The organism is Sphingomonas bacterium (assembly GCF_903642285.1).
GTDB lineage: Bacteria > Pseudomonadota > Alphaproteobacteria > Sphingomonadales > Sphingomonadaceae > Sphingomonas.
The window spans coordinates 19471-43772 of the sequence record NZ_CAHJWJ010000023.1 but is presented as its reverse complement, the minus strand read 5'-3'; the positions used below and the strand labels follow the sequence as shown (position 1 = coordinate 43772).

Sequence of the window (24302 nt, the reverse complement as noted above, 5' to 3'; positions counted from 1 at the left end):
ACCCCCCTATGACAAAAGATGGGTATCGCCTGCCGCGCGGATCGCCAAGCCCGATCAGACCAGCGCGAAGTCCAGCCCGATATCCGCCGCCGGCGCGGATTGCGTCAATCGCCCGACGGAAACGTACGTCACCCCCGTCGCGGCGATATCGCGGATCGTCTCCAGCGTGACGCCCCCCGACGCCTCGGTGGGTACGCGCCCGCCGACGAGCGTCACCGCCCCGCGCAACACCGCTGGCGTCATGTTGTCGAGCAGCAGATGCGTCGCGCCTGCCGCCAGCGCGGGTTCGATCTGATCGATCCGGTCGACCTCGACGATGATCCGCGCGATCCCGGCCGCCTTCGCGCGCGCCACCGCTTCGCCGACATCGCCCGCCACCGCGACGTGATTGTCCTTGATCATCGCCGCGTCCCACAGCCCCATCCGGTGATTCTGCGCGCCACCCATCCGGGTCGCATATTTCTCCAGCCGGCGCAGACCGGGGATGGTCTTGCGCGTGTCGAGCAGGATCGCGCCCGTCCCCAGGATGCGATCGGCATAGGCGCGCGTCAGCGTCGCGATGCCCGACAGATGCTGCACGGTGTTCAGCGCGGATCGCTCGGCCGTCAGCATCGCGCGCGCACTGCCCTCCAGCCGCATCAGCACGCCGCCGGCCGCAATCGCGGCACCGTCCTCGACCAGCGGTACGATCGTCACTTCCGGATCGAGCGCACGAAAGAACCCCGCGGCCACGCCAAGCCCGGCGACGGTGATCGAGTCGCGGCTCGCCATTACCCCCCGGAACCGCGCTTCCGCCGGGATGACCGCCGCGGACGTGATATCGCCTCCGTCACCCAGATCCTCTGCCAGCGTCGCGGCCAAGAAAGCGTCGAGATCGAACCCGTCGAGCACGAACGCCATGTCAGTCGCCCGTCACGCGCGCCGGGCCGAGGTCACCCTGCCCGATCGTGGCACTCGCCATCGACAGCATCGCGTCGAGGCTCTTCTTCGCTTTCAGCCGCAACCCTTCCTCGATCTCGATCCGCGGTTCGAGATCGCGCAGCGCCGCGTATAGTTTCTCCATCGTGTTCAGCGCCATGTACGGGCAGATGTTGCAGTTGCAGTTCCCATCCGCCCCCGGCGCACCGATGAAATGCTTGTTCGGCAGCACCCGCTCCATCTGGTGGATGATATGCGGCTCGGTCGCGACGATCAGCGTGTCGCCGGGAAAGCTTTGGGCGAATTCCAGGATGCCGCGGGTCGATCCGACATAGTCGGCATGGTCCAGGATCACCGCGGGACATTCCGGATGCGCCGCGATCGGCGCGCCGGGATGCAGCAATTGCAGCTTCAGCAACTCGGTCTCGCTGAACGCCTCGTGGACGATGCACACCCCCGGCCATAGCAGCATATCACGGCCGGTCTTGCGCGCGAGATAGCCGCCGAGATTCTTGTCGGGGCCGAAGATGATCTTCTGGTCCGCCGGCAGTTTGGCCAGGATCGTCTCCGCCGAGGAGGATGTGACGATGACGTCGCTCAGCGCCTTCACCGCAGCGGAGCAATTGATGTATGTGAGCGCGATGTGATCGGGATGAGCGCTGCGAAACGCGGCGAACTGATCGGGCGGACAGCTGTCCTCCAGACTGCACCCCGCGTCCATGTCGGGTAGAACGACGATCTTTTGCGGGCTGAGGATTTTCGCGGTCTCCGCCATGAAACGAACGCCGCAGAATGCGATGACGTCGGCGTCGGTCGCCTGCGCCTTTCGGCTGAGATCCAGACTGTCGCCGACGAAGTCCGCAATGTCCTGGATTTCGGGCTTCTGATAATAATGCGCGAGGATGACGGCGTTGCGATCCTTGCGCAGTCGGTCGATCTCGGCGCGCAGGTCGAGGCCGCGCAGGACGTTGGGCTGGTGAGTCATGTCCCTCAAATGGCGGCTTGGGCGGGCCTCCGCAACCCGCTTGGCGGCGAGCCGAGCAGCCTGCCCGGAACGGCCGCCCCGGGCGCGTCCGCCGTCACCGCGCGGTAGATCGCGTCGCCCGCGGGCGAGAAGGCGATCAGCCGCGCGCCGACCAGAACCGCGACCAGCACCGCCGTCCCCCACGGCCACGCCGGGTGGATGCGCCCGAGCCGCCGCCGGTCATGAGCCATCCCCGCGAGGAGGAAGACCACGGGCGTCCCGCTTCCCCACTCGAACGCCCAGGGCGTCAGGAACGGCAGCGGCAGCAGGCGACCGAGCGCGGGGCCCATGATCATGGTCATGCCGCAGAGGTGAAGCCGGCGGTGCCAGTCGGTCCGTCGCCGCATCCGGATCGCCGCGACGGTGAAGCCGAAGAACGCGAACACGGTCGCCGGGTTGGCGATCAGGAACATTTGCGGGGGGAAGAAGAACGGCACGTTCCCGCGCCGCGTCACGTCGACCGTCAGCGCGCACCCCAGCACGACCAACGCGACCGCCCAGCCCGCGCCGATCCAGCCGAGGCGGCGATGGAGCGACAGCGTCCCACCCCGCACCCCGAGTTGCGCCTGGATTGTGAACAACGCCGTCCAGCCCATGAACGCCACGGCGTGAAGATGGATCAGAGGGCGGACATGAAAGCTCGAACGACCGGCGATCAATTGCGTCGAAAAGCCGATGACGACCGTCAGCGCCATGGCGATCGCCAGATGGCCGAAGAACCGGTCTCTCCGGTCGGTGGTCCAAACCCGCGCCGCTATAGTCGCCATCGATCAAGGCCTCCCTGCGAAGGTCGCCGTCTATTTAGATCAGGAAGATAATGCAAGTTAACGCCTACTTTGCCATGAAAGCAAAGTCTTACGGTTCCCTCAGCACGTCTTCGATCGAGCGCGACACGTCCCAGCGACGTCGATCCTCGGACGGCCTCGCGTCGCCCGCAAGGCGCACGCGGACCGTCACGCCGTGGAAGCCCGCCGCGCGGAGCGGGGCACCGAGCAGATCGGCGATCACGACGCGGGCGTTGTTGCGCGCGAGCGCCACGTTCTTCGGGTCGCGCGCCCGCGCCTCCACCATCGCCTGCGCCTTGACGGCGGTGGCCCGGCTCATGTCCTCGAACGCGCCGCGGGTGACGAACAGGCCGCGATCGCGCGTGAGCGTGCGATGCGCCTCGTCGATGCTGGGCGGGCCGACCGTCACGTCCGGCGCATCGACGAGCAGCGTGCGCGCGTTCGCATCCCAGCGCATGGCCCCCGGCCCGATCTGCCCCGCGTCGACGAAATAATCGACGGCGTACGGTGCCTTTACGACCCGATCGGACCGGAGCAGGCCGAGCCCGCGCACATCGCTTGCGGTGCTTTGCACCACGCCCGACAGCGTGCCGACCCGCAGCGACGCGGAGCGGGCGAAGCGCTCAGCGACGACCTTCGCCACCGCCACGCCGTCGTCCCGAGTCTCGACGACATAGCGTTCCCGATAGCGGAGCCACCCCGCATAGCCCACGCCGAGCAGAACGACGATCGCCAGCGCCTCGAGCAATCGCCTCAAATGGCCCACCGCTCCCCGTCGCGGCGAACGCGGCCCCGACGCTCGAGGTCGATCAGATGTGCGAGCACCGAGCGCTCGGCCGCGGGCAGCAGCCGTTCGTCGAGCCCGGCATACATCGCCCGGGTCAATTCGGGCAGCGCCGACGCGCGCTCGCCGAGCAGCCGCAGCGCCTGCCCCTCGCGCTGGCGGCGATGACCGATCATGTGCCGGACGAGCCGGCGCGGGTTCTCTACCGCGTCGCCATGGCCGGGATAATAGATCGCCTCGTCGCGCCCCTTCAGCCGCTCCAGACTGGCCATATACGCCGCCATGTCGCCGTCGGGTGGCGAGACGACGGTGGTCGACCAGCCCATGACGTGATCGCCGCTGAACAGCGCGCCCGCGCCGCCCTGCGCTTCCGGTAGCGCGAAGGCGAGATGGTTCGAGCTATGCCCCGGGGTCGCCAGCGCGGTCAGCGTCCAGCCGTCTCCGGCGATCCCCTGTCCGTCCTCCAGCACCCGGTCCGGCGCATAGTCGGCATCGAACGCCGCGTCGGTCTGCGCGCCCTCGTCATGGATGGCGAATGGTGCCGCACCGACGATCGGCGCGCCCGTCGCAAACGCGAGGGGGCGGCTCGCTGGGCTATGGTCGCGGTGATGATGGGTGATGACGATCGCCCGCACCGGTCGCCCCGCGATGGCCGCGGTCAGCGCCGCCAAGTGCGCGGGATCATCGGGTCCGGGATCGATGACCGCGAGGTCGGTCGTACCGACGACGTGCGTCTGCGTGCCGGTGAAGGTGTAGGGCGACGGATTGGGGGCGAGAACGCGAGTGACCAGCGGTTCGAGCGCGATCGGTATTCCGGTGGCCTCGTCCATGGCGAACGAAGTGGCGGCGAGAGCCACCGTTGGCAAGTCTTGCCGGGTCATCGGGCGCGCAGACGCTTCTCACTCGCCCGGTGTCCGGTTGGCCCTCCCGACGGAGAAAGCCGAACGTGCCGACAATGCGCATGATGTCGGCATTTCTTACAGGCGCAGGTCAACGGCCATGTCCATTAACCACCCGAACCCTCACAAAACCGCCGATCGCCTGGGCTGGCACGAACACTGCGGGACGTCTGACAGCCGAGCGCAGCGCGCTTCAGCAGGGCGGGCCGACGCTGCTACCGATCTCGCGTCGCCCGCCCGCACCCGGCCTTCAACCCTTGACGAGCAGATCGGCCAGTTCGCCGCTTTCGTACATTTCCATCATGATATCCGACCCGCCGACGAATTCGCCTTTCGCATAAAGCTGCGGGATCGTCGGCCAGTCGGAATAGCCCTTGATCCCCTGACGGATCGCCTGATCCTGCAGCACGTCGACGCTTTCGAACGCGACGTCCAGATGATTGAGGATCGCGACCGCGCGGCTGGAGAAGCCGCATTGCGGGAACAGCGGACTGCCTTTCATGAACAGCACCACAGGACTGGCCTTCACGAGCGTATCGATACGGGCGAGCGTGTCTTCGGTCGTCGGGTCGGACATCACGGAATTCCTCAGGAAGATGCGGTGGTCAGTTGCAGCGCGTGGAGGACGCCACCCATGCGGCCGCCGAGCGCGGCATAAACCTGCTGATGCTGCTTCACCCGGCTCATGCCGGCAAAGCCGGGCGCGACCACACGGGCGGCATAATGGTCGCCGTCGCCCGCCAGATCGGTGATCTCCACCTCGGCATCGGGGATACCGGCGCGGATCATCGCGGCGATGTCGTCGGCGGCCATCGGCATGTTATTTCAATTCCATCAGCTGTCGGCGCGCGTCGACGGTCTTGTCGGCCAGCGCCTGGCGCACCTGCGCGTCGTCGATCTCGACCCCCGCCGCGGACAGGTCCCCGACGAGCTTGCGCACGACGTCCTCGTCACCCGCTTCCTCGAACTCGGCATGCACGACCGATCGCGAATAGGCATCGGCTTCTTCGGGGGTCAATTTCATGTGGTCCGCCGCCCATTGCCCGAGCAGACGGTTGCGGCGGGCGACGATGCGAAACGCCATTTCCTCATCATGGACGAACTTGGCTTCGAAGCCGCGCTCGCGGTCGTCGAAAATGGTCATGGCGTCGCGCGTCCCCCGTACCGGTCATCGCTTCATGAGATAGGACGGGTATCGAGGGCACGCAACCGCAGCGCGGCTCAGCGTCCGATCAGCCGCCGCGCGATCGCATCGGCGACATGCGCCGCGGGCGTGCCGGTCCGTTCGCTTTCGTCCCAGATCTCGCCCAGCCGGGCGGGAATCCGCGCGATCCGCGCCATCACCTCCGCCTCGTTGCCCTGCCCCAGATATTCCAGCCCGACATTGATGATGCCGCCCGCGTTGATGACGTAATCGGGCGCATAGACGATGCCGCGATCGTGGATGCGGTCGCCGTCCGCGGGCGTTGCCAGCTGGTTGTTCGCGCCACCCGCCACGACCTTCGCCTTCAGTGCGGCGATGCTGCCCTCGTGCAGGATCGCGCCGAGCGCGTTGGGGCTGACCAGATCGACGTCTGCCGACAGGATCGCCTCCGCCGACACCGCGACCGCGCCCAGTTCCTCCGCCAGCGCCTGCGCGCGCGCCTCGTCGACATCCGCCAGCGTCAGCTCCGCGCCGTCCTTCGCCAGCAACCGCGCGAGCCCGCCCCCGACCGAGCCGACGCCCTGGATCGCGACCCGGACGCCCTTCACGTCCGTCGCACCCAGCCCGCGCGCCGCTGCGGCCTTCACGCCCAGATACACCCCCTGCGCGGTGTAAGGGCCGGGATCGCCGCCCGCCGCCCCGCTTGCGACCGGCAGGCCGGAGACGTAACGCGTCTGGCTGGCGATCACCTTCATCCGCGCTTCGGACATGCCGACATCCTCGGCCGTCACGTAGCGCCCGCCGAGCGAATCGACGGCGCGGCCGAACGCCCGGAGCTGCGCGTCGCCGATCGTCGCACCCGGCGCATCCGCCAGCACGACACCCTTCCCGCCGCCGAGCGGCAGGCCCGCCATCGCGTTCTTGAAACTCATGCCGCGCGACAGGCGCAGCGCGTCGGTGATCGCCCCGTCGCTGTCCGCATAATGCCAGAAGCGCGCGCCGCCCGCGGCCGGCCCCATCGCGGTCGAATGGATCGCGATCACCGCACGCAGCCCAGAAGCGGGATCGGTGAAGAGGTGCACGCCCTCATGATCGTCGAAATCGGGAAAACCCCAGCCGCTGGTCATCGTTCGAAATCTCGGGAATTGGCGCAAGGGAATGGGGCGACCGACGGGACTTGAACCCGCAACTTCCGGCATCACAAGCCGACGCTCTAACCAATTGAACTACGGTCGCCGCGAAGCCTGCGCCCCTAGCGGTCGCTTGCCCGCGGCGTCAAGGACGTAGCGTCAGGATTGGCGGAAGCGGCCGTCGATCGACAACCGGTACGTGCCGCCCTGTTCGGCGAACCCGGCCCCCGTCAGCCGCGCCACCGCGGCCGGATCGCCAGGGCGGAGCGACAGGTCGGCATGATAGCTGCCGGCACCCGTAATCCGGATCGTGATCCCCTCCGTCCCCGCCTGGCTGACGAGCGGCACGAGCAGCGATCCGCCGTCGCAGCGCGCGGGCCCGGACAAGGTCGCCGGCAGCGTGATACCGGCGATCCCCCCGCTTGCCAGCGTCGCGGTGACCCGGCCGTCCGCACTTTCGCATTGGCCGTCGCGGAAGCGGACGCTGACCGTATCGAGATCGATCGCGCTGACCGGCACCGGCGCGAACAGCGATCCGGTCGGGATATGCGCGGTCATCGAGTCGACCGCGACACCGTGGCGGCTGAGGCTCGCCGCGCCATGGACCGGCTGTGCGGGATCGCGCCCGTCGACCGCGATCCGCGCCCGGCCAAGCAGAAGCGCGAAGGGCGAGACGGCAGCGTCCATGTCGCCGAGCGCCAGGCCGCCGAAGCGGACATCGGTCAGTCGCCCGTCCCACACGCTGCCGCTCGCCGTTCGCACGACCAGCCCATCATCGCCCGCACCGATCCAGCCGAGCGCGGCGCGCATCGGCAGCAGTGCGAGCAGCATGACGACGAGCATCGCGCCGAACAGTGCCGCCGGGCGAGTGGCGAGCCGGATTTGCATCAACTGCCCCGTGCCCTCAGCGTGATCGTCACGCCGAGCGTCCGGTCGCCATTGTTCGTCAGCGATGCCGATCCCACGAGCACGCCCGACGCCTCGAGCCGTGCCAACCACGCGGCGAGCGCCGCCGGGCGCGCCGACTGGATATTGACCTTCACCGCGTCGGGCCCGGCAGGATCGAGGCTTGCGAGCGTGAAACCCGCCTGCCCGGCCGCGGCGCGGACCGTGTCCGCGATCGGGCCAATCGCTACTGCACGGCTCCGTGCGATGTCCACAACCGCGTCGACCCGCGCCTCGGTCGACCCAAGCCGCGACACCGCATCCGCATAGCGTTCCCGTTCGCTCGACAGGGCATCGCCGACGGGGCGGACGACCCCGCCCCAAAGCAGCGCCAGCACCGCGAGCGCGGCGGCGACGAGCAGCAGCCGCTTCTCGCGCAGTGACCGGCCGTCGAACCAGGCGAACAGGGGTCTCATGGCGCGCTCACCGTCATCTCGCCCGACACGCGTCCGGCCGCGGACTGGAACACGCCGGCGTCGACCTTGTAGCCAAGCGCCTCGATGGCGTTCTTCACGTCGAGCACGGCGGCCTGACGGTCGGTGGCGAGCGCCACGCGGAGCGTGCCGCCTGCGCCGAAATCGATCGCGGTTATCTCGCTGCCCGGCACGCTCCGCACCGCGGCATAGACCGCGGCGGTCGTCGCGGAAAAGCCCTGACCCGGCCCGCGCAACCGCGCCAATCGTTCGTCGAGCTGACGATCCGCATCGTTCACGCTTTCGCCGCGCGGCAGCCCGGTGCGCGCGAGCGAATCCGCGCGTTCTTCCAGCGCACCCGCCGCGAATTCGTATTTTGCGATCTTCACCACGTCGATCGCCAATGTGATCGCCAGCACGACGAGCGCCATCACCGCCAGCCGCCGGATCAGCGCCCAGTCGGGTGCCCTTCTGCGCCGACGCGCGAACATCCCCTGCCGCAGGTCGAGCGCGGGGTTGCTTGACCCGGCCGCGATCCCTTGCGCCAACGCATCGCGGTCCAGCACATCGGGGGCGACGCCGCCCGTCACCAGATCGGTCAGCCGCGCCTCGTCCGCGAAGCCGCTGCTGATGCCGCGCACGACCCCCCGCCCGCCGATCTCGCCGCTGACATAACCGGCCTCCGGGCGCGGCAGCAGCATCGGCGCGGGGACGATCGCGACCGGGTCGATTCCCTGCTCCGCCAGCGCCTCCAGCCATGCACGCATCCGGCCCGCGCCCACGACGCCGATCGGCCGGTCTGCCCGCCCTTCCTCGCCGACCGCGACATGGAGTTCGGCCACCGGACCGGCGCTCGCTTCACCGGCGAGAATGCGCGCGGCGGCGGTCGCCTGCGCAGCCGATCGTACCGGAAGTTCCGCCCAGTGCAGCGTCACCGCATCCGCCGGCGCGACCGCGACGGTGTCGCCTTGATCCACGGGAATACCCTCCCCGCTTTCGACTCGCGCGTCGGCGTGGATCCGCATCCAGGACCAGCCGCGATCGTCGCCGGGAAGGAAGAGCAGTGTCGTCACGGATCCTCCCCCCATTGCCGCGATACAAGCCGGACGGGAAGCCTGTTCGCGTCGATCGTCGCGCGTTCGGTCAGCGTGGTCGATGCTTGCGCGACATCGATCCGCAGTGCGAACCACGTCGTCGTCACCGCCGTACGCCCCGCCGCCCCGCCGAGGTTGCCGATCGATGCGAGCGATGGCTGCTGCCAGAACGCGCCGGTGTCCGGGAAGCCTGTCGGGGGCCGCCGCGACAGCGCCTGCTGCGCCGCGCCGACGGACAGCGTATCGGGGGCCAGCATCGCCAGCAGCGGGGCGCGTTCGGGGGCCAGTGTGTCGATGTTGATCGCGACCGGCCGCGCGGGCGGCAGCGCACAGACCCAAGGGCCGATCGCGCGGTAGATATCGGGCGTCACCCCGGCGACTACGCGCAATTCGCTGGGGTCCGTCATCAGCGTACCGGCAGTGCGGTACGGCGTCGCTTGCGCCAGGTAGGTCGGGTCCTCGGCCCCGCCGGGCTGGACGTCCTGATCGCTGTCGATCCAATCCTGCGCGCCTGCCGCGATCTGGTTCGCCGCATTGCCGGGGACGCCGACGAGCTCCATCAGCCGGACGAATTCCAGCCGCGCGGGGGCATAATCGACGTAGACGCCGGGTCCCGTCTGTTGAACCAGCCCGTTGAGGTTGAAGCAGTTGCCGCCGTCGGTCACCCGCGCCATCGCACTGCCACCGCCGGGCAGCGGCAGGCCGAACGGTCGATCGCTCCAGCCGCCCAGCAACGTCACCTTGTCGCGGTCGAACGCCAGCAGGTTGGTCACGCGCGCCATCGCCATCGTCTCCGCGGCGTTCGCGAACGCGCGCGCCTGCCCGGTCGCGACGGTATTGCCGGTCAGCCGGGTCGCGACCCGCAGTTTCTCCAGCGCGGTGCCCGCCATTACCGCGACGACCGCGACCAGCAGCAGGACGGTCAGCAGCGCGGCACCGCGCTCGGCGGGATCAGGGCGCATGGGGCGTCGCCGCAGGAGTCGGCACGGGGTCGTAACCCGTCGACACGAGAAACAACTGCCGGAACAGCGTGCCGTCGTCGCGCACGATATCGACCGCCATCGCCTGCGGCAGCGGTGGTCCCGCCGCACCCGTCCAGCGGCCGGTCCAGGCCCCGGCGTAACGATAGCGAAGCGCGACGCTCTTCACCCGCGCCATCATCGCGGCAGGGGCAAGCGGTGCCGCGCCGTCGATCATCGGATAGGCCTGTCGCACCAGCACATGCCCGTCGAGCCGCCACACGACCTTCTGCGCGGTCGCGCGCGGGACCGCATCGATGTTCGTCCACCCGCCGCGCACGAGCGAAAGCATCGGCGCGACCGCGGAGCCGCCCTCGCCGGCGAAGGCCGGTCGCGGCGTGCCCCGTTCGTCCCGGCTCGGTCGCGCCTGCGCCTGGGCGAGATCGGCACCGAGCGTCGACATGGTGCGATCGATCGCACCGATATCGTCGAGCTTCGCCCCGGTCGCTGCCTGCGCGCGGATGCTGAACGACAGGATCGCGATACCCGCGAGCGCGATCATGCCGAAGATCAGGAGCGACACCATGACTTCGATGAGGGTGAAGCCTTCTTGGCCTTGCGTGTCCTCACCCCTCCGGCGCTGCGCGCCCCCCTCCCTCTCCCATTGGGAGAGGGAAAAGATGCCGAAGGCGGCGAAGGGTGAGGGCAGTTTCCGACTCATGAAACCGTGCCCGGCCGAACCATCGTCAACCGCCCCAGCACCTGCCCCCGGGCATCCGCGACCGACACATCGACCCGCAATATCCCGCCGCCCCCCGACGGCGAGACGACGCGCGTCCAGGTCCAGTTGCGGCCACCGTCCACCATCGCGCCCTGTGCCGGTCCCAGCACCGGCGGCTGCGCGCTCGTGACCGCATCGACCGCGACGCTCTCCGCCACCATCTGCGCCAGGACCGTTCCGTCGAGCGTCGCCGCGCCGCGGATCGTCGCGGACTCCAGCCGGATCAACGCCAGCGCCGCCAGCCCGAAGACGGCAAGCGCGACCATCACCTCGATCAGCGTGAAGCCGTCTTCGGCGTAACGCCGTCGGAAAACGAAGCCGGTGTCGCGATCAGACCGCATCGGCGCGCACGCTGCCGTCGGCCCCGATCCGAACCACCGCACCAGCGCCGCGGCGATCGAGGCGGATGTCCGCCGGCCGATCCGCCAGCCCGGTGGGATCGAACACCACCCGCACCCGTCCGCTCGTCTCGCCGACCGCCGCGCGAGTGCCTTCGGACCAGCGTTCGACCCGCAACGGCTTGTCCGCGATCGCCGACCATTGTCTGCCCTCCCGCCGCTCGAACCCATAGCCTGCGGTCGTCGCCCACAGGCTGACCGGCTTGCCGCCGACGATCGCCTCGTCATGCGCCGCCCGCGCGCGCGCCGCGAACCGCGTGGCCTCGTCGAGCACGCGCCCATGGGGGTCGGGGATCGCCCAGACGACCGCCGCAGACGCCAGCGCGATGATGGTCACGACGACCATCAACTCCACTAGGGTAAAGCCGCGCTGTGGAAACGCGGCCGCCCTATTCCCAGCTGCCGATATCGGCATCGATCCCCTCGCCGCCTTCCTTGCCGTCCGCACCATAGGTCCAGACGTCCGCGTCGCCATGCTTGCCCGGCGACGCGTAGAGATAGGCGCGATGCCACGGATCCTCGGGCAATTTGCCCTTCAGATAGCCACCGCGCTGGTACGCCGCGGCCGATACGCCCTCGGGCGGGGTGCTGAGCGCGGCCAGCCCCTGCGCGGTCGTCGGGTAAGCGCCGACCTGCAATTTGTAGAGATCGAGCGCGCCTTGGATGTTGGCGATATCCGCTTTGGCCTTCACGCCCTTCGCCTTGTCGCCCGCGGGCAGGACGTTGATCGCCACGATCGTCGCGAGCAGGCCGATGATGACGATTACGACCATCAGCTCGACCAGCGTGAAGCCGTGTTCGGCGGAACGCCTCAGGGGCGTGAAGCCGTGTTCTTCCCCTCTGTCGTCATGCCGGGCTCGTCCCGGCATCCAGGGCCGCGAGCGATGCGTGCGTGGCTCTGAACCCCGGCACGAGGCCAGGGTGACGGTGGGGGAAGGAAACCGCATGAACGTCCTCACAAATTCACTGTCCCGCCAGCGTGTTGAGCTGCAGGATCGGCAGCAGGATCGATAGCACGATCGTCGCCACGATACCGCCCATCATGACGATGATCGCCGGTTCCAGCAGCGACAGGGCGGTCGCGGTGAAGCGATCGAATTCGCGCTCCAGATAATCCGCCGCCCGTTCCAGCATCTCGTCCAGCCGTCCAGCCGCCTCGCCGCTCGCAGCGAGATACGTCAGCAGCGGGGGAAAGACGCCCGCGCGGCGCATCGCGGCGGACAGGCTGCCGCCGCCTCGGATCGCCTCGACGATCTCGTCCGACGCCAGCCGCAGCCGCCGGTTGTGGATCGTCGAGGCGGTCAGCGTCAGCCCTTCGAGCAGCGGCAGGCGGCTCGCGACCATCGTCCCCAGCGTCCGCGCCATCCGCGCCGCATGGAGATCGCGCAGCAGCCGCCCGAGCAGCGGGATGCGCAGCAGCCGACCGTCGAACGCCAACCGGATCGCCGGATCCTTCAACAGCCGCCAGCCGCCGAACCCGATCAGCGCGACGACCACGAGCATGACCCACCACCAGTGCACCAGCAGGTTCGACACCCCGATCACCATCCGGGTCAGGAACGGCAGCGTCTGGCCGACCGTATCGAACTGTTCGACGACCTGCGGCACGACGAACATCATCAATGCGGTCACCACGCCCATCGCGACGATCGCGAGTATCGTCGGATAGGCGAGCGCGGTGATGAGCTTGCCGCGGATCTCCGCCTGACGCTCCAGCAGCACGGCGAGGCGGTCGAGGATCGTCGGCAACGATCCCGAACTCTCGCCCGCCGACACCATCGCGCGGTACAGCGGCGGAAAGCTCTTCGGCTCGCGCGCCATCGCGTCCGCGAGGCGGCGGCCCTCGACGACACCCGCATGGACGACGGAGACGATCTCGCGGACGCTGTCCTGTTCGGTCTGGCGCGTAATCGTCCGCAGGCTTTCCTCGAGCGGGGACACGCGGTTGAGCGTCGCGAGCTGGCGGGTGAAGAGCGTGAGGTTCTTGCCCGACATCTTCGGGCGGCCGAGCTGGAGGCCGAACAACGGTCGACTCTTCGCCTGCGGCGGTGCGCCGGGGTCGATCCGGACGATGTACAGCTTCTGCCGGTCGAGCCGGTCGCGCGCCGCGTCGATGCTGGTCGCAGCGACATGCCCGCGCTTCTCCGCACCGCGGGTATCGATGGCGATATAGTCGAAGTCCACCTATTCGCTCTCCCCTCGTGGGAGAGGGAGGGAGCGCCGAAGGCGCGGAAGGGTGAGGGGGAGTGAAGACCGCAACGTCCCCCTCACCCTTCCCACTCGCTAGCAGCGAGCGGGGCCCTTCCCTCTCCCACAGGGGGAGAGGGAGTCTCACCCTCCCCCTCCACCGCATCCCGCCGCGACACGCGCACCGCTTCCTCCGCGGTCGTCGCCCCCGCCAGCACCAGCTCCCGCGCCGCACTCGCCAGCGTCGGTGCATTGCGGAACGCGTGCGCCGCGATCGCCCCCTCGTCGCCGCTGTCGTTGATCAGCCGCCGGATCGTTTCGTCGACGCGCACCGCCTCGAACACCCCGATCCGGCCCTTGAACCCGCTATGCCCGCACTGGTCGCACCCGTTCGCGGCGAACACGATCGCCTCCGGATCGATCCCCAGCAGCGGTGCCACCGTCTCGCGCGCCGCGACCGGCTGCCGGCAATTCGGGCACAGTCGGCGCACCAGCCGCTGCGCGATCACCGCGCGTAGCGTGGAGGCGAGCAGGAACGGTTCCACCTTCATGTCGCGCATCCGCGTGATCGCGCCGACCGCGTCGTTGGTGTGGACCGTCGACAGCACCAGATGCCCGGTCAGCGACGCCTGCACCGCGATCTCCGCGGTCTCGCGGTCGCGGATCTCGCCGATCATCACGACATCGGGGTCCTGGCGCAGGATCGCGCGCAGCCCGGCGGCGAAGGTCAGCCCGACCTTGGGATTGACCTGCGTTTGTCCGACCCCGTCGACCGCATATTCGACCGGGTCCTCGACGGTCAGGATGTTGCGGCTGCCGTCGTTCAGCAGCCGGAGCGCGGCGTAGAGGCTGGTGGTCTTGCCCGATCCGGTCGGCCCGGTGACCAGAACGATGCCATTGGGTTCGGCCAGCACCCCCTGCAACAGCGCGTACATCGCCGGTGTCAGTCCCAGCGCCTCCAGGTCGATGCCCGCATTGTCCTTGTCGAGGATACGCAGCACCACGCGCTCCCCCGCCCGGCTGGGCAGCGTGGAGACACGCACGTCGAGCAGCTTGCCCCCCAGGGTCAGCCCCATCCGCCCATCCTGCGGCACGCGCCGCTCGGCGATGTCGAGCCGCGCCATGACCTTGATCCGGCTGACGACGACGGGCGCGACATGCGCGGGCATCTTCAGCGTTTCGCGAAGCACCCCGTCGATCCGCATCCGGACGACGAGCCCGGTCTCGTACGGCTCGATATGAATATCCGACACGCCATTGCGCGCCGCATCCGCGATGACGCCGTTGATCAGGCGGATCGCGGGTGCGTCGTCGGCGGTATCGAGCAGATCCTCGGCGGTGGGAATCCCTTCCGCCAGGCTGTCGAGTTCGCCCATCCCGCCCATCGCCATCGCGGTCGCCTGGCCGTCCATCGCATAGGTGTCGGACAACAGCCGGTCGAACGCTGCCGCATCGACCACGCCGATATCGAACGGTCTCCCCAGATGCCGCCGCACCTCCAGCAACGCCTTCGGGTCCGCGCCTTCCCTGAGGGCCACGGTCAGGTGGCTGTCGACGTCGCTATGCTGCACCACTACGCCGAATTTACGCGCAAAGCCGTAGGGCAACGTCAACTGCGGCAACGGCGCGATATCGTCGATCGCCACTGCGGTCGCCATCACTTGTCGCCCCGCCGGATGACCTTGGACGAGCGCGTCTGCACCGGCACCGCGATGTTGGGATCGGCGATATTGCCCGGCAGCGGCGCGGACGGGATCGGCGGCGCGGCGTTCATGTAATCGCGCACCAGCTGGTCGATCGACGGCTCGACGCCCGGCTGCGCATAGCCCTGCAACTGACGCAGATAGCCGTAACGCTGCTCGGTCAGGCGGCGGCTGTCGTCGGGCGTGCGCAGGATCGTCGGGCGGATGAAGATCATCAGGTTCGTCTTCGTCCGCGATGTCGCCTTCGATCGGAACAGGTTGCCGACGACGGGGATGTCGCCGAGGAACGGCGTCTTTTCGATCGTGCGCCGTTCGTCGTCGCTCAGCAACCCGCCGATGACGACGATCGCGCCGTCGTCGACCACGAACGTGTTCTCGATCCCTCGCTTGTTGAGGATCAGTTCCTGGTTCGTCGCGGACACCGGCCCGGCGATCGACGAAACCTCCTGCCGCACGAACATCTTGATCGATCCGGACGAGTTGATCTGCGGCTTCACGTCCAGCGTGATGCCGACATTCTCGCGCTGGATCGTCTGGAACGCGTTGCTGAGGTTGGCCGATGCCAGCGACAGCGCCTGCCCGGTCGTGACCGGGATTTCCTGCCCGACCAGCAGATGCGCCTGCTGATTGTCCAGCGTGATGAGGTGCGGCGTCTGGAGCAGGTTCGACGCGGTATCGCTCTTCACCGCGTTGACGATCGCGCCCAGGACGGTGCTGCCGATCTTGCCCGCGCCGCCGACGAACCCGCCGCTGGTCCCGAGGATCGAGGTCAACGCGGATTGCGCGAGCGTATCGCTGATCGTGCTGTTGGTGCTGGTCGTGACGACACTGCCGTTGATCGTCGTCGTCGAGGTGTTGAGCGCGCGCGCGCCGATCGCACCGGCGATCGTCAGCAGGCTGGGCGCGGTGTTGGCAAAGCTCGTCGCGGCGAACGCGCCGCCACTCAGATTGCCGACCAGGATCTGCGCGCCCAGTTGGCTCGCCGTCGCGTCGGAGACTTCGGCGACGACCGCCTCGACCTCGACCTGCTCGCGCCGCGTATCGAGCTGGTGGATCACGTCGGCCAATTGACGCTGCACCTCCGCCGGGCCGGCGATCACGATCGCGTTGGCCCCGGCGAAGCGGGTCACGACCGCGGCGCTTCGTCCGCCCTGCGTGCTGATCGCGGCCTGCTGTCCGCTCTGCGCGTTAGCCCCGCCGCCGGGCGCGGCGGGCTGCGGCTGCTGCACGATCTGTTGCGGCGCAGCCTGGATCGTGCCGCCGTTGATCCCCGAACTGGTACTGGCGCCGCTGCTGCCGCTCGCCTGGCTGAAACTGCCGTGCGACAGCGTCGTTTCCTGGATCGAATCGGGCTGCTGCCCGACCAGTTGCTGGAGCACGGGCAGCATCTGCTCCGCGTCCGCATTCTCCAGGAACACGACCTTGATCTGCGTACCGTTGCGCGCCTTCTGGTCCAGCTCCTGCGCCACGCCCGCCAGCCGCGACACGGTCTGCGGATCGCCGCGCAACAGGACCGAATTCGAGCTTTCGACCGCGGCGACGGTCGCGCTCGGTCCGGCAGCCCCGCCAGGGGCACCTGCCGCACCGGCGGCACCCGCCCCCTGCCCGATCAGCGCGTTCAGCGCGGTCGCGATCTCGCGCGCGCCGGCATTCTGCAGCGCGACGACGCGCGTCGCCGAACGATCGGTATCGATCCGGCCGATCACTTCGCGGATACGACGGATATTGTCCGCAAAATCGACGATCACCAGGCTGTTGCCCGCGCGGTTCGCGGTGACCGATCCTTGCGTGCTGACCAGCGGTCGGATGGTATCGACCGCGGATTGCGCATCGATCGAATGCAACCGCACGATCTCGGTCACGAAGCTGTTCCGGCCGACGCCCGCGGTCCCGACATGGCTCGGCTGCGACGCGGCATTGTCGAGCGGCTGGACACGAAGCGCACCGTTCGCGGTCGGCACCGCGATCAGCCCGTTCGCGCGCAGCGTCGACAGGAACACCTCGAAATATTCGGATCTCGACAGCGGCCGGTCCGTCACCACCGTCACCTTCCCGGCCACGCGGTTGTCGATGATGAACGTGCGGCCGGTCACCTTCGCCGCATCGGCGATGAACGCGCGGATATCGGCGTCGCGGACGTTCAGCGTCGTCTGCGCAGGTGCCTGCGCAGCGAGCGCGAGCGCGAGGGGCACCATGAGGAGCGGACGAAATCTCATGCTCATTTGGTCGGCGCGATCGTGATGGAGAGGGGCAATGTCGTGCTGCCGCGCTCGACGGTGAGGGGGATCGCGCCGCCACCGGCGAAATCGCGCGCGACCCGGTCGACATCCTGCGGGCCGGTCACCGGACGGCCGCCGATCGCGGTGACGACATCGCCGTCGCGCAGGCCCGCCTGGCGGAACAGCACGCCGCTGCCCTGCGACCGAACGACCAGTCCGCTGATCCGGCCGTCGTCGATCCGCGGGCTGAAACCGATGTCCTGGCGCAATTGCGCGACCGGTGACGGCGTGATCGGTGGCGGCGCTGCGGGGCCGGGGGTGGGCACCATCGGCGGCGCGACACCTGATTGATCGATGTAGAGATCCTCGCTCGCGCCGCCGCGGTCGATCGTGACGTGATCGAACGCCACCGCTTTCAACTTGACCCCGGCGGTGATCTCCTCGCCGACCGCGATGCTTTTCTGCAGCTTGTCCGCGCCCGCGATGATCGCCGAGCCCCGGCCGGATGCCTCGTCGATTCGGGTGCCGAACAAGGTCAGGTTCAGCGCGGTGACGCTGGCGGGCTGGCCTGTGCCGCTCAAGCGGAAGAACGGATCGAAGCCGCTCAGGATGTCGCGCGCCGACCCGGCCACGCTCGGCTGCGCCGGACGCCAGTCGCCAACCGGCCCGACCGGCGTGACCACCACCCACAGCAACCGCGCGACCTGCACCGCCAGCGCGGCGAGCAAAGCCAATTCCATAACCGAATAGACATTGGCCGCGGGCAATCTCGCCAGCAGCCGACGCGTCCGCGCATTCATCTTCAATCGCATCGGCCGGTCCCCGCCACTCGGCCCTCCATTGCCATGTTCCGGCGCAACGGCAAAGACGGGAAACGCAGAGCAACGAAAGCGGCCGCCCTCCGATCGAAAAACGTGCGCCTCGGGAAAATGGTGGGCGCGACAGGGATTGAACCTGTGACCCCACCCGTGTGAAGGGTGTGCTCTACCGCTGAGCTACGCGCCCCGGAGCCCGTGTCGGAGCCGGAAGCGGGCCTTTAGGCGGCGGGGGCCGGACTGTCCAGCCCCGCCCGGAGGACGCCTAGTTGACCGAGTCCTTCAGGCCCTTGCCCGCCTTGAACTTGGGCTGGGTCGATGCCTTGATCGTCATCGGCTCTCCGGTCCGCGGATTGCGGCCGGTCGATGCCTTGCGCTTCGAGATCGAGAATGTGCCGAAACCGACGAGACGGACCTCGTCCCCCTTCTTGAGCGACGACGAGATCGCGTCGAACACGGCTTCGACCGCCTTCGACGCATCGCTCTTCGTCAACCCCGACGTGTCCGCAACCGTCCCGATCAGCTCCTGCTTGTTCATCCATACCCCCCGTTCGACATTGATGCGAGCCGCCGTTCCGCCAGGGAATCGCGCACGCCGAATTTCCAATAAGGCGGTCCCCGCGGCCCGAGTCAAACGAAACCACCACGCGGGACGCAAAGTCCCGCGCGATCGTCACCACCGGAATCGATCAATGATGGAGTTCGCCGCCGACTGGCAGGATCGGCGCGGGCGGCAGAGCGGCCAGCTCGTCCGCATCCGTCCAGTCGATCGCCGCAAGCGGTTCGGTCAGCGCCAATCGCAGCACCTCGTCGACATGCGCGACCGGAATGATCCGGAGCCCGTCCTTCACATTCTGCGGGATCTCCGCCAAATCCTTCTCGTTCTCCGCCGGGATCAACACCGTCTCGATGCCCCCGCGAAGCGCGGCGAGCAGCTTCTCCTTCAGGCCGCCGATCGGTAGCACGCGCCCGCGAAGCGTCACTTCGCCGGTCATCGCGATCTCGCGCCGCACCGGTACGCCGGTCAGCGTCGAGACGATCGACGTCACGATTCCGATCCCCGCCGACGGTCCGTCCTTGGGCACCGCGCCCTCGGGCAGATGGATATGGACGTCCTTGCGCTGGAACAGGCTCGGCTTGATCCCGTAGGACGGCGCGCGCGCCTTGACGTAGCTGAAGCCGGTTTCGATCGACTCCTTCATGACGTCGCCCAGCTTGCCGGTGATCTTCGCCGCGCCCTTGCCCGGCACCGTCACGCTTTCGATCGTCAGCAACTCGCCGCCGACTTCGGTCCAGGCCAGTCCCGTGACCGCGCCGATCTGATGCTCGGTTTCGCTGAGGCCATGGCGATATTTCTGGACGCCCGCGAACTCGGACAGGTTGTCGGGCGTGACCGTCACGCTCGTCGCCTTGCCTTCCAGGATGCGGCGCAGCGCCTTGCGACACAGCTTCGCGATCTCGCGCTCCAGCGTGCGCACGCCGGCCTCGCGCGTGTAGCGCTGGATCAGCGCGCGCAGGCCGTCATGCGTCAGTTCGAACTCGCCCGCCTTCAGCCCGTGCGCCTCGATCTGCTTGGCGACCAGATGCCGCTCGGCGATCTCCACCTTCTCGTCCTCGGTATAGCCCTCCAGCCGGATGATCTCCATCCGGTCGAGCAGCGGCTGCGGCAGGTTCAGCGTGTTCGCGGTGCACACGAACATGACGTCCGACAGATCGAGGTCGATCTCCAGATAATGATCCTGGAACTTACCGTTCTGCTCCGGGTCGAGCACCTCCAGCAGCGCGGACGCCGGATCGCCGCGGAAATCCTGGCCGAGCTTGTCGATTTCGTCGAGCAGGAACAACGGGTTCGACGCACCGGCCTTTTTCAGGTTGGTGACGATCTTGCCCGGCAGCGAGCCGATATAGGTCCGGCGATGGCCGCGGATCTCCGCTTCGTCGCGCACCCCGCCCAGCGACTGGCGGATGAACTCCCGCCCCGTCGCCTTGGCGATCGACTTGCCCAGCGACGTCTTGCCGACGCCCGGTGGCCCGACGAGGCACAGGATGGGGCCCTTCAGCTTGTTGGTCCGCGCCTGCACCGCCAGATATTCGACGATCCGGTCCTTGACCTTCTCCAGCGCGTAATGATCCTCGTCGAGGACGATCTGCGCGGCGGCGATGTCTTTCTTGATCTTCGACCTCTTGCCCCAGGGCAGCCCCAGCAGCACGTCGAGATAGTTGCGCACGACGGTCGCCTCGGCACTCATCGGCGCCATCGTCTTCAGCTTCTTCAGCTCCGCCGTCGCCTTGGTGCGCGCTTCCCTGCTGAGCTTGAGCGACGCGATCTTCTGCGCCAGCTCGGCGATCTCGTCGCCGTCGCCCTCGTCGCCCTCGTTGCCGAGTTCGCGCTGGATCGCCTTCAGCTGCTCGTTAAGATAATATTCGCGCTGCGTCTTCTCCATCTGGCGCTTGACGCGGCTCTTGATCTTCTTCTCGACCTGCAGGACGCCCAGTTCGCCTTCCATCAGCGCGAACGCCATCTCCAGCCGCCTGACCGGATCGCCCTCCATCAGCAGCGCCTGCTTCTCGGCGACCTTGACCTGGATATTGGCAGCGACTGCGTCGGCCAGCTTCAGCGCATCGTCGATCTCGGACAGCTGCACCGATGTCTCGGACGACAGCTTGCGATTGAGCTTCGCGTAATTCTCGAACTGGTCGACCACCGACCGCATCAGCGCGGCGACCTCGGGGCCTTCGACTTCGCGGTCGAGCACGGGTTCGATTGCGGCGGTCAGAAACCCGTCCGCATCGCTCAACGTCTCCAGCGTCGCCCGCGCCTTGCCCTCGACGAGCACGCGCACCGTGCCGTCGGGCAGCTTCAGCAATTGCAGCACGGTCGCGGTCACACCCATCGAGTACAGGTCGTCGCGCGCCGGGTCGTCGTTCGCGGGATCGAGCTGCGCGACCAGGAATATCTCCTTGTCCGCCGCCATCGCCGCCTCCAGCGCGGCGACAGATTTGTCGCGACCGACGAACAGCGGCACGATCATGTGCGGGAAAACGACGATGTCACGAAGGGGTAGGACTGGATATTGGGTCATGAACGCTCCGCCCGGCGGCCCGAATGCGGCACCGCCCTCGGTGCTTTATATGGGGTGGATCGACGTTCCATCAATCGCGCAGCTTTGGCACCCTCGATCGTCATGCTGGCTTGTCCCGGCATGACGAAGCTGATGGAACCGCTGTCCTACACGGCCGCTTTCTGATCCGCTCGCGATCATGGCAGCCAACCACACCCGCTTCCGGTCCACGCACCGCCGTCAAACCTTCGCGCAGGGTGATTTTCGTGCCGACGTAGCGTGTGGTTCGTCCACTTCCGATTGCATCCGCTGCAATCGTCGGCTGCGACTCGGGGGCTGGAAAGGGGCCATGGCGCAAGCCGCCATTTTACCGAAGTTCCGTCATGCCGGGCCTGTCCCGGCATCCAGAGTAACGAACGATACGGCCTGTGGCCCTGAACCCCGGGACGAGCCCGGGGTGATGAAGATCATTTCGTCCTGCCACGGTCCTCGCCTATCGTGTGTCGATGATCGCCCTAGCCTTCGCACTCGCCGCCGCCGCCTCGCTCCCCAAGAAGGGCGAGCCCCCGATCACGGCGCAGACGCAGAAGTCCGGCGGCCCGATCGATGCCGATCAGGCGAAGCTCGCGTTCGACAGCGCGGACCTGTCGTTCGAGGTGGTGCCCGACATGCAGACGCTGAACGGCATCGCAACGTTGGTCTTCACCGCAAAGGCACCGCTGACCGTCCTGAAGGTCGATCTCGACCGCAATCTGCCCGTTACCGCGATAGCGATCGACGGCACACCGTTACCGCAAACCGCGTGGGCCAATCCGGAGGGCCGGCTGTCGATCACCCTCCCCACCCCCGTCGCTGCGGGCCGCGCCGTCACCGCGCGCATCGCCTATGGTGGCCAGCCGCACGTCGCGGTGAAGGCACCATGGGACTCGGGCATGGTCTGGGCGAAGACGCCCGACGGTCGTCCCTGGTTCGCAACGACCGCAGAAGGGATCGGGTGCGACCTGTTCTGGCCCTGCCTCGATTTCCCGACCGGCGAACCGGGCATCGTCACGCTGCACATCACCGTGCCCAAGGGGCTGAAGGCGCCTTCGAACGGCGTGCTGCTCGGCGTCGATACGCTGGCGGACGGTCGCACGACGTGGAACTGGCGGGTCAAGCACCCCAACACCTATGCCATCGCGCTCAACGTGGCACCGTACGAGGTCATCAGCGGCACCTACCGCAGCAAATTCGGCAACAGCATCCCGATGTTCTACTGGTATCTGCCCGGCGAGCAGAAGCAGGCGGCCGCGCTGTTCGCCGAATTCGCACCGACGCTGGATTTCTACGAAAACGTCGTCGGCCCCTATCCGTTCGGCGACGAGAAGGTCGGCGTGGTCGAGACGCCCTACAAGGGTATGGAGCACCAGACGATCAACGGCTACGGCAATGAATATGCCAAGGCACCCGAGGGCTTCGACTGGCTGTTCCAGCATGAATTCGGCCATGAATGGTTCGGCAACCAGCTGACCGCGGCCAACTGGGACGATTACTGGCTGCACGAAGGTTACGAGGAATATATGCAGCCGCTCTACGGGCTGTGGCGCGAAGGCGATGCACGCTACGCGACGATGATGGACGGGCAGCGTAACCGGATCGAGAACAAGGTCCCGATCGTCCGCGGCCGCGTCATCACCGAGGAGGATGTGTACGAACCCTCGCGCGGGGGGCCCGGACAGGATATCTATTACAAGGGCGCGTGGATGCTCCATACGCTTCGCTGGCTGATCGGCGACAAGGCGTGGGGCGCGGTGACCCGGCTGGCGGTCTATGGCCGCGTCGATCCGAAGCCGGGCAACTTCACCCCGCGCTACGGATCGACCGCGGAGTATGAGCGCTTCGTGCGGCAGGTGACGGGAAGGGATTATCGCTGGTTCTTCGACGTGTATCTGCGCCAGGCGGCATTGCCCGAACTGGAGCAGACCCGGACCGGGACCAGGCTGACGCTCGATTGGGTCGCGCCCGGCGGCACGACCTTCCCGATGCCGGTCGAGGTTCGGGTCGGCGAACGGTTGCAGCGTGTGGCGATGACCGGCGGCCGCGCAACCCTGACGGTCCCCAGAAACGCGCAGGTCGTCGTCGATCCGAACGCGCGCATCCTTAAGCGGTCGGAGGCGGTGGAGGCCTATCAGGCATGGCAATCGGCGCAGAGAAAGGCACGCAAATGAACGACTTGGTGGCAACGGGGCTCCGGCGATCGGCGGAGATGGCGGCGGTCTTCATGATCGGCGACGGATTGCTCGGGCTGCTCCAGCCCGAACGCCATGTCGATCTGTGGCGGAGCGACATCGGCGCGGTCGACGCGTTGGTCCGCCCGTTCGGCGATCGTCCGGGGCGACGGCGGCTGTATGGGCTGCTCCAGATCGCAGGCGGCATCGCGCTGGCCGCGGCACAGCGGCCGCGGCGGTGATGTGGCGGAACCACCCCGTCGGGCTGCCTGGAGTCGCGTCGTTCGCGATCGGGTTGCTGTTCTTTCTCGTCGCGCTGCTCGCCGCCAGGCGGCGTGCGGGGGCGGAGGCGCGGGGAAACGCGACCCGGTCGCGGCGATCGATGCTGGGCATTTTGGTGCAGGGGGTCGGCATCGTCCTCGCAGGCTTCGGCCCGATCGACGTGACGCTCGACCCGCTCGGCGCGACGGCGATGGCCGAGGCGGCGGCGGTCGCGCTGCTCATGGCGGGTACCGTCGGGCTGTTCGCATGGGCGTCGCGGACGATGGGGCGCAACTGGAGCATCGTCGCACGGACCCGCGACGACCACCGGCTGGTCGAAACCGGCCCGTTCGCGATCGTCCGCCACCCGATCTACGTCGCCCTGTTCCTGCTCATGCTCGCGATGGCGATCGCCTATGGCCATGTCAGCCATCTGATCGGTGCCATACCCTTATACGCCATCGGAACCTGGCTGCGGATCGGCGAAGAGGAACGGCTGCTCGGTGCGTTGTTCGGCGGCGCGTATGACGACTATGCGCGCCGCGTCCGGCGGTTCGTGCCGGGGGTGTTTTGA

General features: G+C 68.0%; 26 protein-coding genes and 2 tRNA genes. 3 read left to right on the top strand and 25 right to left on the bottom strand.

Annotation, left to right across the window (positions count from 1 at the left end):
• Positions 1-54 precede the first annotated feature (54 nt).
• From nadC to lon, 25 genes are all read right to left on the bottom strand, one after another.
• Entirely contained in the window at positions 55-900 is an 846-nt protein-coding gene (gene nadC / locus HUU99_RS12045) for a carboxylating nicotinate-nucleotide diphosphorylase (protein WP_174286825.1), read from the bottom strand.
• Position 901: 1 nt separating this feature from the next.
• Positions 902-1903, bottom strand: coding sequence for a quinolinate synthase NadA (gene nadA / locus HUU99_RS12040; RefSeq protein WP_174286824.1), 1002 nt, complete (start codon positions 1901-1903; stop codon positions 902-904).
• Between the two features lie 5 nt (positions 1904-1908).
• The gene (locus HUU99_RS12035) at positions 1909-2709 is read right to left on the bottom strand and encodes a hypothetical protein (RefSeq protein ID WP_254603153.1); all 801 of its coding nucleotides are present in this window, start codon (positions 2707-2709) and stop codon (positions 1909-1911) included.
• An 88-nt stretch (positions 2710-2797) separates the two neighbouring features.
• Positions 2798-3484 (bottom strand): DUF4230 domain-containing protein, encoded by a 687-nt coding sequence (locus HUU99_RS12030; RefSeq protein ID WP_254603152.1) that lies wholly within the window; start codon positions 3482-3484, stop codon positions 2798-2800.
• A complete protein-coding gene (locus HUU99_RS12025; protein WP_174286837.1) occupies positions 3481-4341 on the bottom strand; it encodes an MBL fold metallo-hydrolase in 861 nt (286 codons plus the stop codon). Before HUU99_RS12025 ends, HUU99_RS12030 begins: the two co-directional genes overlap by 4 nt.
• 319 nt (positions 4342-4660) lie before the next feature.
• Entirely contained in the window at positions 4661-4987 is a 327-nt protein-coding gene (gene grxD / locus HUU99_RS12020) for a Grx4 family monothiol glutaredoxin (protein ID WP_174286822.1), read from the bottom strand.
• Positions 4988-4998: 11 nt separating this feature from the next.
• Positions 4999-5229, bottom strand: a complete 231-nt coding sequence (locus tag HUU99_RS12015; protein WP_174286821.1) for a BolA family protein — start codon at positions 5227-5229, stop codon at positions 4999-5001.
• 1 nt (position 5230) lies between these two features.
• Entirely contained in the window at positions 5231-5554 is a 324-nt protein-coding gene (locus tag HUU99_RS12010; protein ID WP_174286820.1) for a DUF1476 domain-containing protein, read from the bottom strand.
• A 77-nt stretch (positions 5555-5631) separates the two neighbouring features.
• Positions 5632-6681: a Glu/Leu/Phe/Val family dehydrogenase gene (locus HUU99_RS12005; protein WP_174286819.1), complete on the bottom strand. Its 1050-nt coding sequence runs from the start codon at positions 6679-6681 to the stop codon at positions 5632-5634.
• Positions 6682-6713: 32 nt separating this feature from the next.
• Positions 6714-6790 (bottom strand) — tRNA-His (locus HUU99_RS12000).
• 53 nt (positions 6791-6843) lie between these two features.
• On the bottom strand, positions 6844-7572 hold the full coding sequence (gene gspN, locus HUU99_RS11995) for a type II secretion system protein N (RefSeq protein WP_174286818.1): 729 nt from the start codon (positions 7570-7572) through the stop codon (positions 6844-6846).
• Positions 7572-8045, bottom strand: a complete 474-nt coding sequence (gspM, locus tag HUU99_RS11990; RefSeq protein WP_174286817.1) for a type II secretion system protein GspM — start codon at positions 8043-8045, stop codon at positions 7572-7574. Before gspM ends, gspN begins: the two co-directional genes overlap by 1 nt.
• Positions 8042-9115 carry a type II secretion system protein GspL gene (gene gspL / locus HUU99_RS11985; protein ID WP_254603151.1) on the bottom strand — a complete coding sequence of 358 codons (1074 nt, stop codon included), beginning with the start codon at positions 9113-9115 and terminating at the stop codon, positions 8042-8044. The genes gspM and gspL overlap by 4 nt, the downstream gene beginning before the upstream one ends.
• Positions 9112-10098 (bottom strand): type II secretion system minor pseudopilin GspK, encoded by a 987-nt coding sequence (gspK, locus tag HUU99_RS11980; RefSeq protein ID WP_174286815.1) that lies wholly within the window; start codon positions 10096-10098, stop codon positions 9112-9114. The genes gspL and gspK overlap by 4 nt, the downstream gene beginning before the upstream one ends.
• The gene (gspJ, locus tag HUU99_RS11975; protein ID WP_174286814.1) at positions 10088-10816 is read right to left on the bottom strand and encodes a type II secretion system minor pseudopilin GspJ; all 729 of its coding nucleotides are present in this window, start codon (positions 10814-10816) and stop codon (positions 10088-10090) included. The genes gspK and gspJ overlap by 11 nt, the downstream gene beginning before the upstream one ends.
• Positions 10813-11217: a type II secretion system minor pseudopilin GspI gene (gspI, locus tag HUU99_RS11970; RefSeq protein ID WP_174286813.1), complete on the bottom strand. Its 405-nt coding sequence runs from the start codon at positions 11215-11217 to the stop codon at positions 10813-10815. The genes gspJ and gspI overlap by 4 nt, the downstream gene beginning before the upstream one ends.
• Positions 11207-11689 (bottom strand): GspH/FimT family pseudopilin, encoded by a 483-nt coding sequence (locus HUU99_RS11965; protein WP_174286812.1) that lies wholly within the window; start codon positions 11687-11689, stop codon positions 11207-11209. The genes gspI and HUU99_RS11965 overlap by 11 nt, the downstream gene beginning before the upstream one ends.
• The gene (gene gspG, locus HUU99_RS11960) at positions 11664-12143 is read right to left on the bottom strand and encodes a type II secretion system major pseudopilin GspG (protein ID WP_174286811.1); all 480 of its coding nucleotides are present in this window, start codon (positions 12141-12143) and stop codon (positions 11664-11666) included. The genes HUU99_RS11965 and gspG overlap by 26 nt, the downstream gene beginning before the upstream one ends.
• Before the next feature lie 94 nt (positions 12144-12237).
• The gene (gspF, locus tag HUU99_RS11955; protein ID WP_174286810.1) at positions 12238-13458 is read right to left on the bottom strand and encodes a type II secretion system inner membrane protein GspF; all 1221 of its coding nucleotides are present in this window, start codon (positions 13456-13458) and stop codon (positions 12238-12240) included.
• An 83-nt stretch (positions 13459-13541) separates the two neighbouring features.
• Positions 13542-15119 (bottom strand): type II secretion system ATPase GspE, encoded by a 1578-nt coding sequence (gspE, locus tag HUU99_RS11950; RefSeq protein ID WP_174286809.1) that lies wholly within the window; start codon positions 15117-15119, stop codon positions 13542-13544.
• Positions 15119-17380, bottom strand: a complete 2262-nt coding sequence (gspD, locus tag HUU99_RS11945; protein ID WP_174286808.1) for a type II secretion system secretin GspD — start codon at positions 17378-17380, stop codon at positions 15119-15121. Before gspD ends, gspE begins: the two co-directional genes overlap by 1 nt.
• Before the next feature lie 2 nt (positions 17381-17382).
• The gene (locus tag HUU99_RS11940) at positions 17383-18195 is read right to left on the bottom strand and encodes a type II secretion system protein N (RefSeq protein ID WP_174286807.1); all 813 of its coding nucleotides are present in this window, start codon (positions 18193-18195) and stop codon (positions 17383-17385) included.
• Positions 18196-18313: 118 nt separating this feature from the next.
• Positions 18314-18388, bottom strand: a tRNA-Val gene (locus tag HUU99_RS11935).
• Between the two features lie 75 nt (positions 18389-18463).
• Positions 18464-18736 carry an HU family DNA-binding protein gene (locus HUU99_RS11930; protein ID WP_174286806.1) on the bottom strand — a complete coding sequence of 91 codons (273 nt, stop codon included), beginning with the start codon at positions 18734-18736 and terminating at the stop codon, positions 18464-18466.
• Between the two features lie 151 nt (positions 18737-18887).
• Complete coding sequence (lon, locus tag HUU99_RS11925) at positions 18888-21281, bottom strand: endopeptidase La (protein WP_174286805.1); 2394 nt, start codon at positions 21279-21281, stop codon at positions 18888-18890.
• Positions 21282-21766: 485 nt separating this feature from the next.
• Between lon and HUU99_RS11920 the strand changes: the two genes are divergently transcribed.
• The 3 genes from HUU99_RS11920 to HUU99_RS11910 are packed head-to-tail and all read left to right on the top strand — an operon-like array spanning position 21767 to position 24302.
• On the top strand, positions 21767-23467 hold the full coding sequence (locus tag HUU99_RS11920; RefSeq protein ID WP_174286804.1) for a M1 family metallopeptidase: 1701 nt from the start codon (positions 21767-21769) through the stop codon (positions 23465-23467).
• A complete protein-coding gene (locus HUU99_RS11915; RefSeq protein ID WP_174286803.1) occupies positions 23464-23709 on the top strand; it encodes a hypothetical protein in 246 nt (81 codons plus the stop codon). Before HUU99_RS11920 ends, HUU99_RS11915 begins: the two co-directional genes overlap by 4 nt.
• A complete protein-coding gene (locus HUU99_RS11910) occupies positions 23709-24302 on the top strand; it encodes a methyltransferase family protein (RefSeq protein ID WP_174286836.1) in 594 nt (197 codons plus the stop codon). Before HUU99_RS11915 ends, HUU99_RS11910 begins: the two co-directional genes overlap by 1 nt.

Coding starts and splice junctions, on each gene's coding strand:
- nadC (WP_174286825.1), bottom strand. CDS start 900: ATGGCGTTCGTGCTCGACGGGTTCGATCTCGACGCTTTCTTGGCCGCG.
- nadA (WP_174286824.1), bottom strand. CDS start 1,903: ATGACTCACCAGCCCAACGTCCTGCGCGGCCTCGACCTGCGCGCCGAG.
- HUU99_RS12035 (WP_254603153.1), bottom strand. CDS start 2,709: ATGGCGACTATAGCGGCGCGGGTTTGGACCACCGACCGGAGAGACCGG.
- HUU99_RS12025 (WP_174286837.1), bottom strand. CDS start 4,341: ATGGACGAGGCCACCGGAATACCGATCGCGCTCGAACCGCTGGTCACT.
- grxD (WP_174286822.1), bottom strand. CDS start 4,987: ATGTCCGACCCGACGACCGAAGACACGCTCGCCCGTATCGATACGCTC.
- HUU99_RS12015 (WP_174286821.1), bottom strand. CDS start 5,229: ATGCCGATGGCCGCCGACGACATCGCCGCGATGATCCGCGCCGGTATC.
- HUU99_RS12010 (WP_174286820.1), bottom strand. CDS start 5,554: ATGACCATTTTCGACGACCGCGAGCGCGGCTTCGAAGCCAAGTTCGTC.
- HUU99_RS12005 (WP_174286819.1), bottom strand. CDS start 6,681: ATGACCAGCGGCTGGGGTTTTCCCGATTTCGACGATCATGAGGGCGTG.
- gspN (WP_174286818.1), bottom strand. CDS start 7,572: ATGCAAATCCGGCTCGCCACTCGCCCGGCGGCACTGTTCGGCGCGATG.
- gspM (WP_174286817.1), bottom strand. CDS start 8,045: ATGAGACCCCTGTTCGCCTGGTTCGACGGCCGGTCACTGCGCGAGAAG.
- gspK (WP_174286815.1), bottom strand. CDS start 10,098: ATGCGCCCTGATCCCGCCGAGCGCGGTGCCGCGCTGCTGACCGTCCTG.
- gspJ (WP_174286814.1), bottom strand. CDS start 10,816: ATGAGTCGGAAACTGCCCTCACCCTTCGCCGCCTTCGGCATCTTTTCC.
- gspI (WP_174286813.1), bottom strand. CDS start 11,217: ATGCGGTCTGATCGCGACACCGGCTTCGTTTTCCGACGGCGTTACGCC.
- HUU99_RS11965 (WP_174286812.1), bottom strand. CDS start 11,689: ATGCCGATATCGGCAGCTGGGAATAGGGCGGCCGCGTTTCCACAGCGC.
- gspG (WP_174286811.1), bottom strand. CDS start 12,143: ATGCCGGGACGAGCCCGGCATGACGACAGAGGGGAAGAACACGGCTTC.
- gspE (WP_174286809.1), bottom strand. CDS start 15,119: ATGGCGACCGCAGTGGCGATCGACGATATCGCGCCGTTGCCGCAGTTG.
- gspD (WP_174286808.1), bottom strand. CDS start 17,380: ATGAGATTTCGTCCGCTCCTCATGGTGCCCCTCGCGCTCGCGCTCGCT.
- HUU99_RS11940 (WP_174286807.1), bottom strand. CDS start 18,195: ATGCGATTGAAGATGAATGCGCGGACGCGTCGGCTGCTGGCGAGATTG.
- HUU99_RS11930 (WP_174286806.1), bottom strand. CDS start 18,736: ATGAACAAGCAGGAGCTGATCGGGACGGTTGCGGACACGTCGGGGTTG.
- lon (WP_174286805.1), bottom strand. CDS start 21,281: ATGACCCAATATCCAGTCCTACCCCTTCGTGACATCGTCGTTTTCCCG.
- HUU99_RS11920 (WP_174286804.1), top strand. CDS start 21,767: ATGATCGCCCTAGCCTTCGCACTCGCCGCCGCCGCCTCGCTCCCCAAG.
- HUU99_RS11915 (WP_174286803.1), top strand. CDS start 23,464: ATGAACGACTTGGTGGCAACGGGGCTCCGGCGATCGGCGGAGATGGCG.
- HUU99_RS11910 (WP_174286836.1), top strand. CDS start 23,709: ATGTGGCGGAACCACCCCGTCGGGCTGCCTGGAGTCGCGTCGTTCGCG.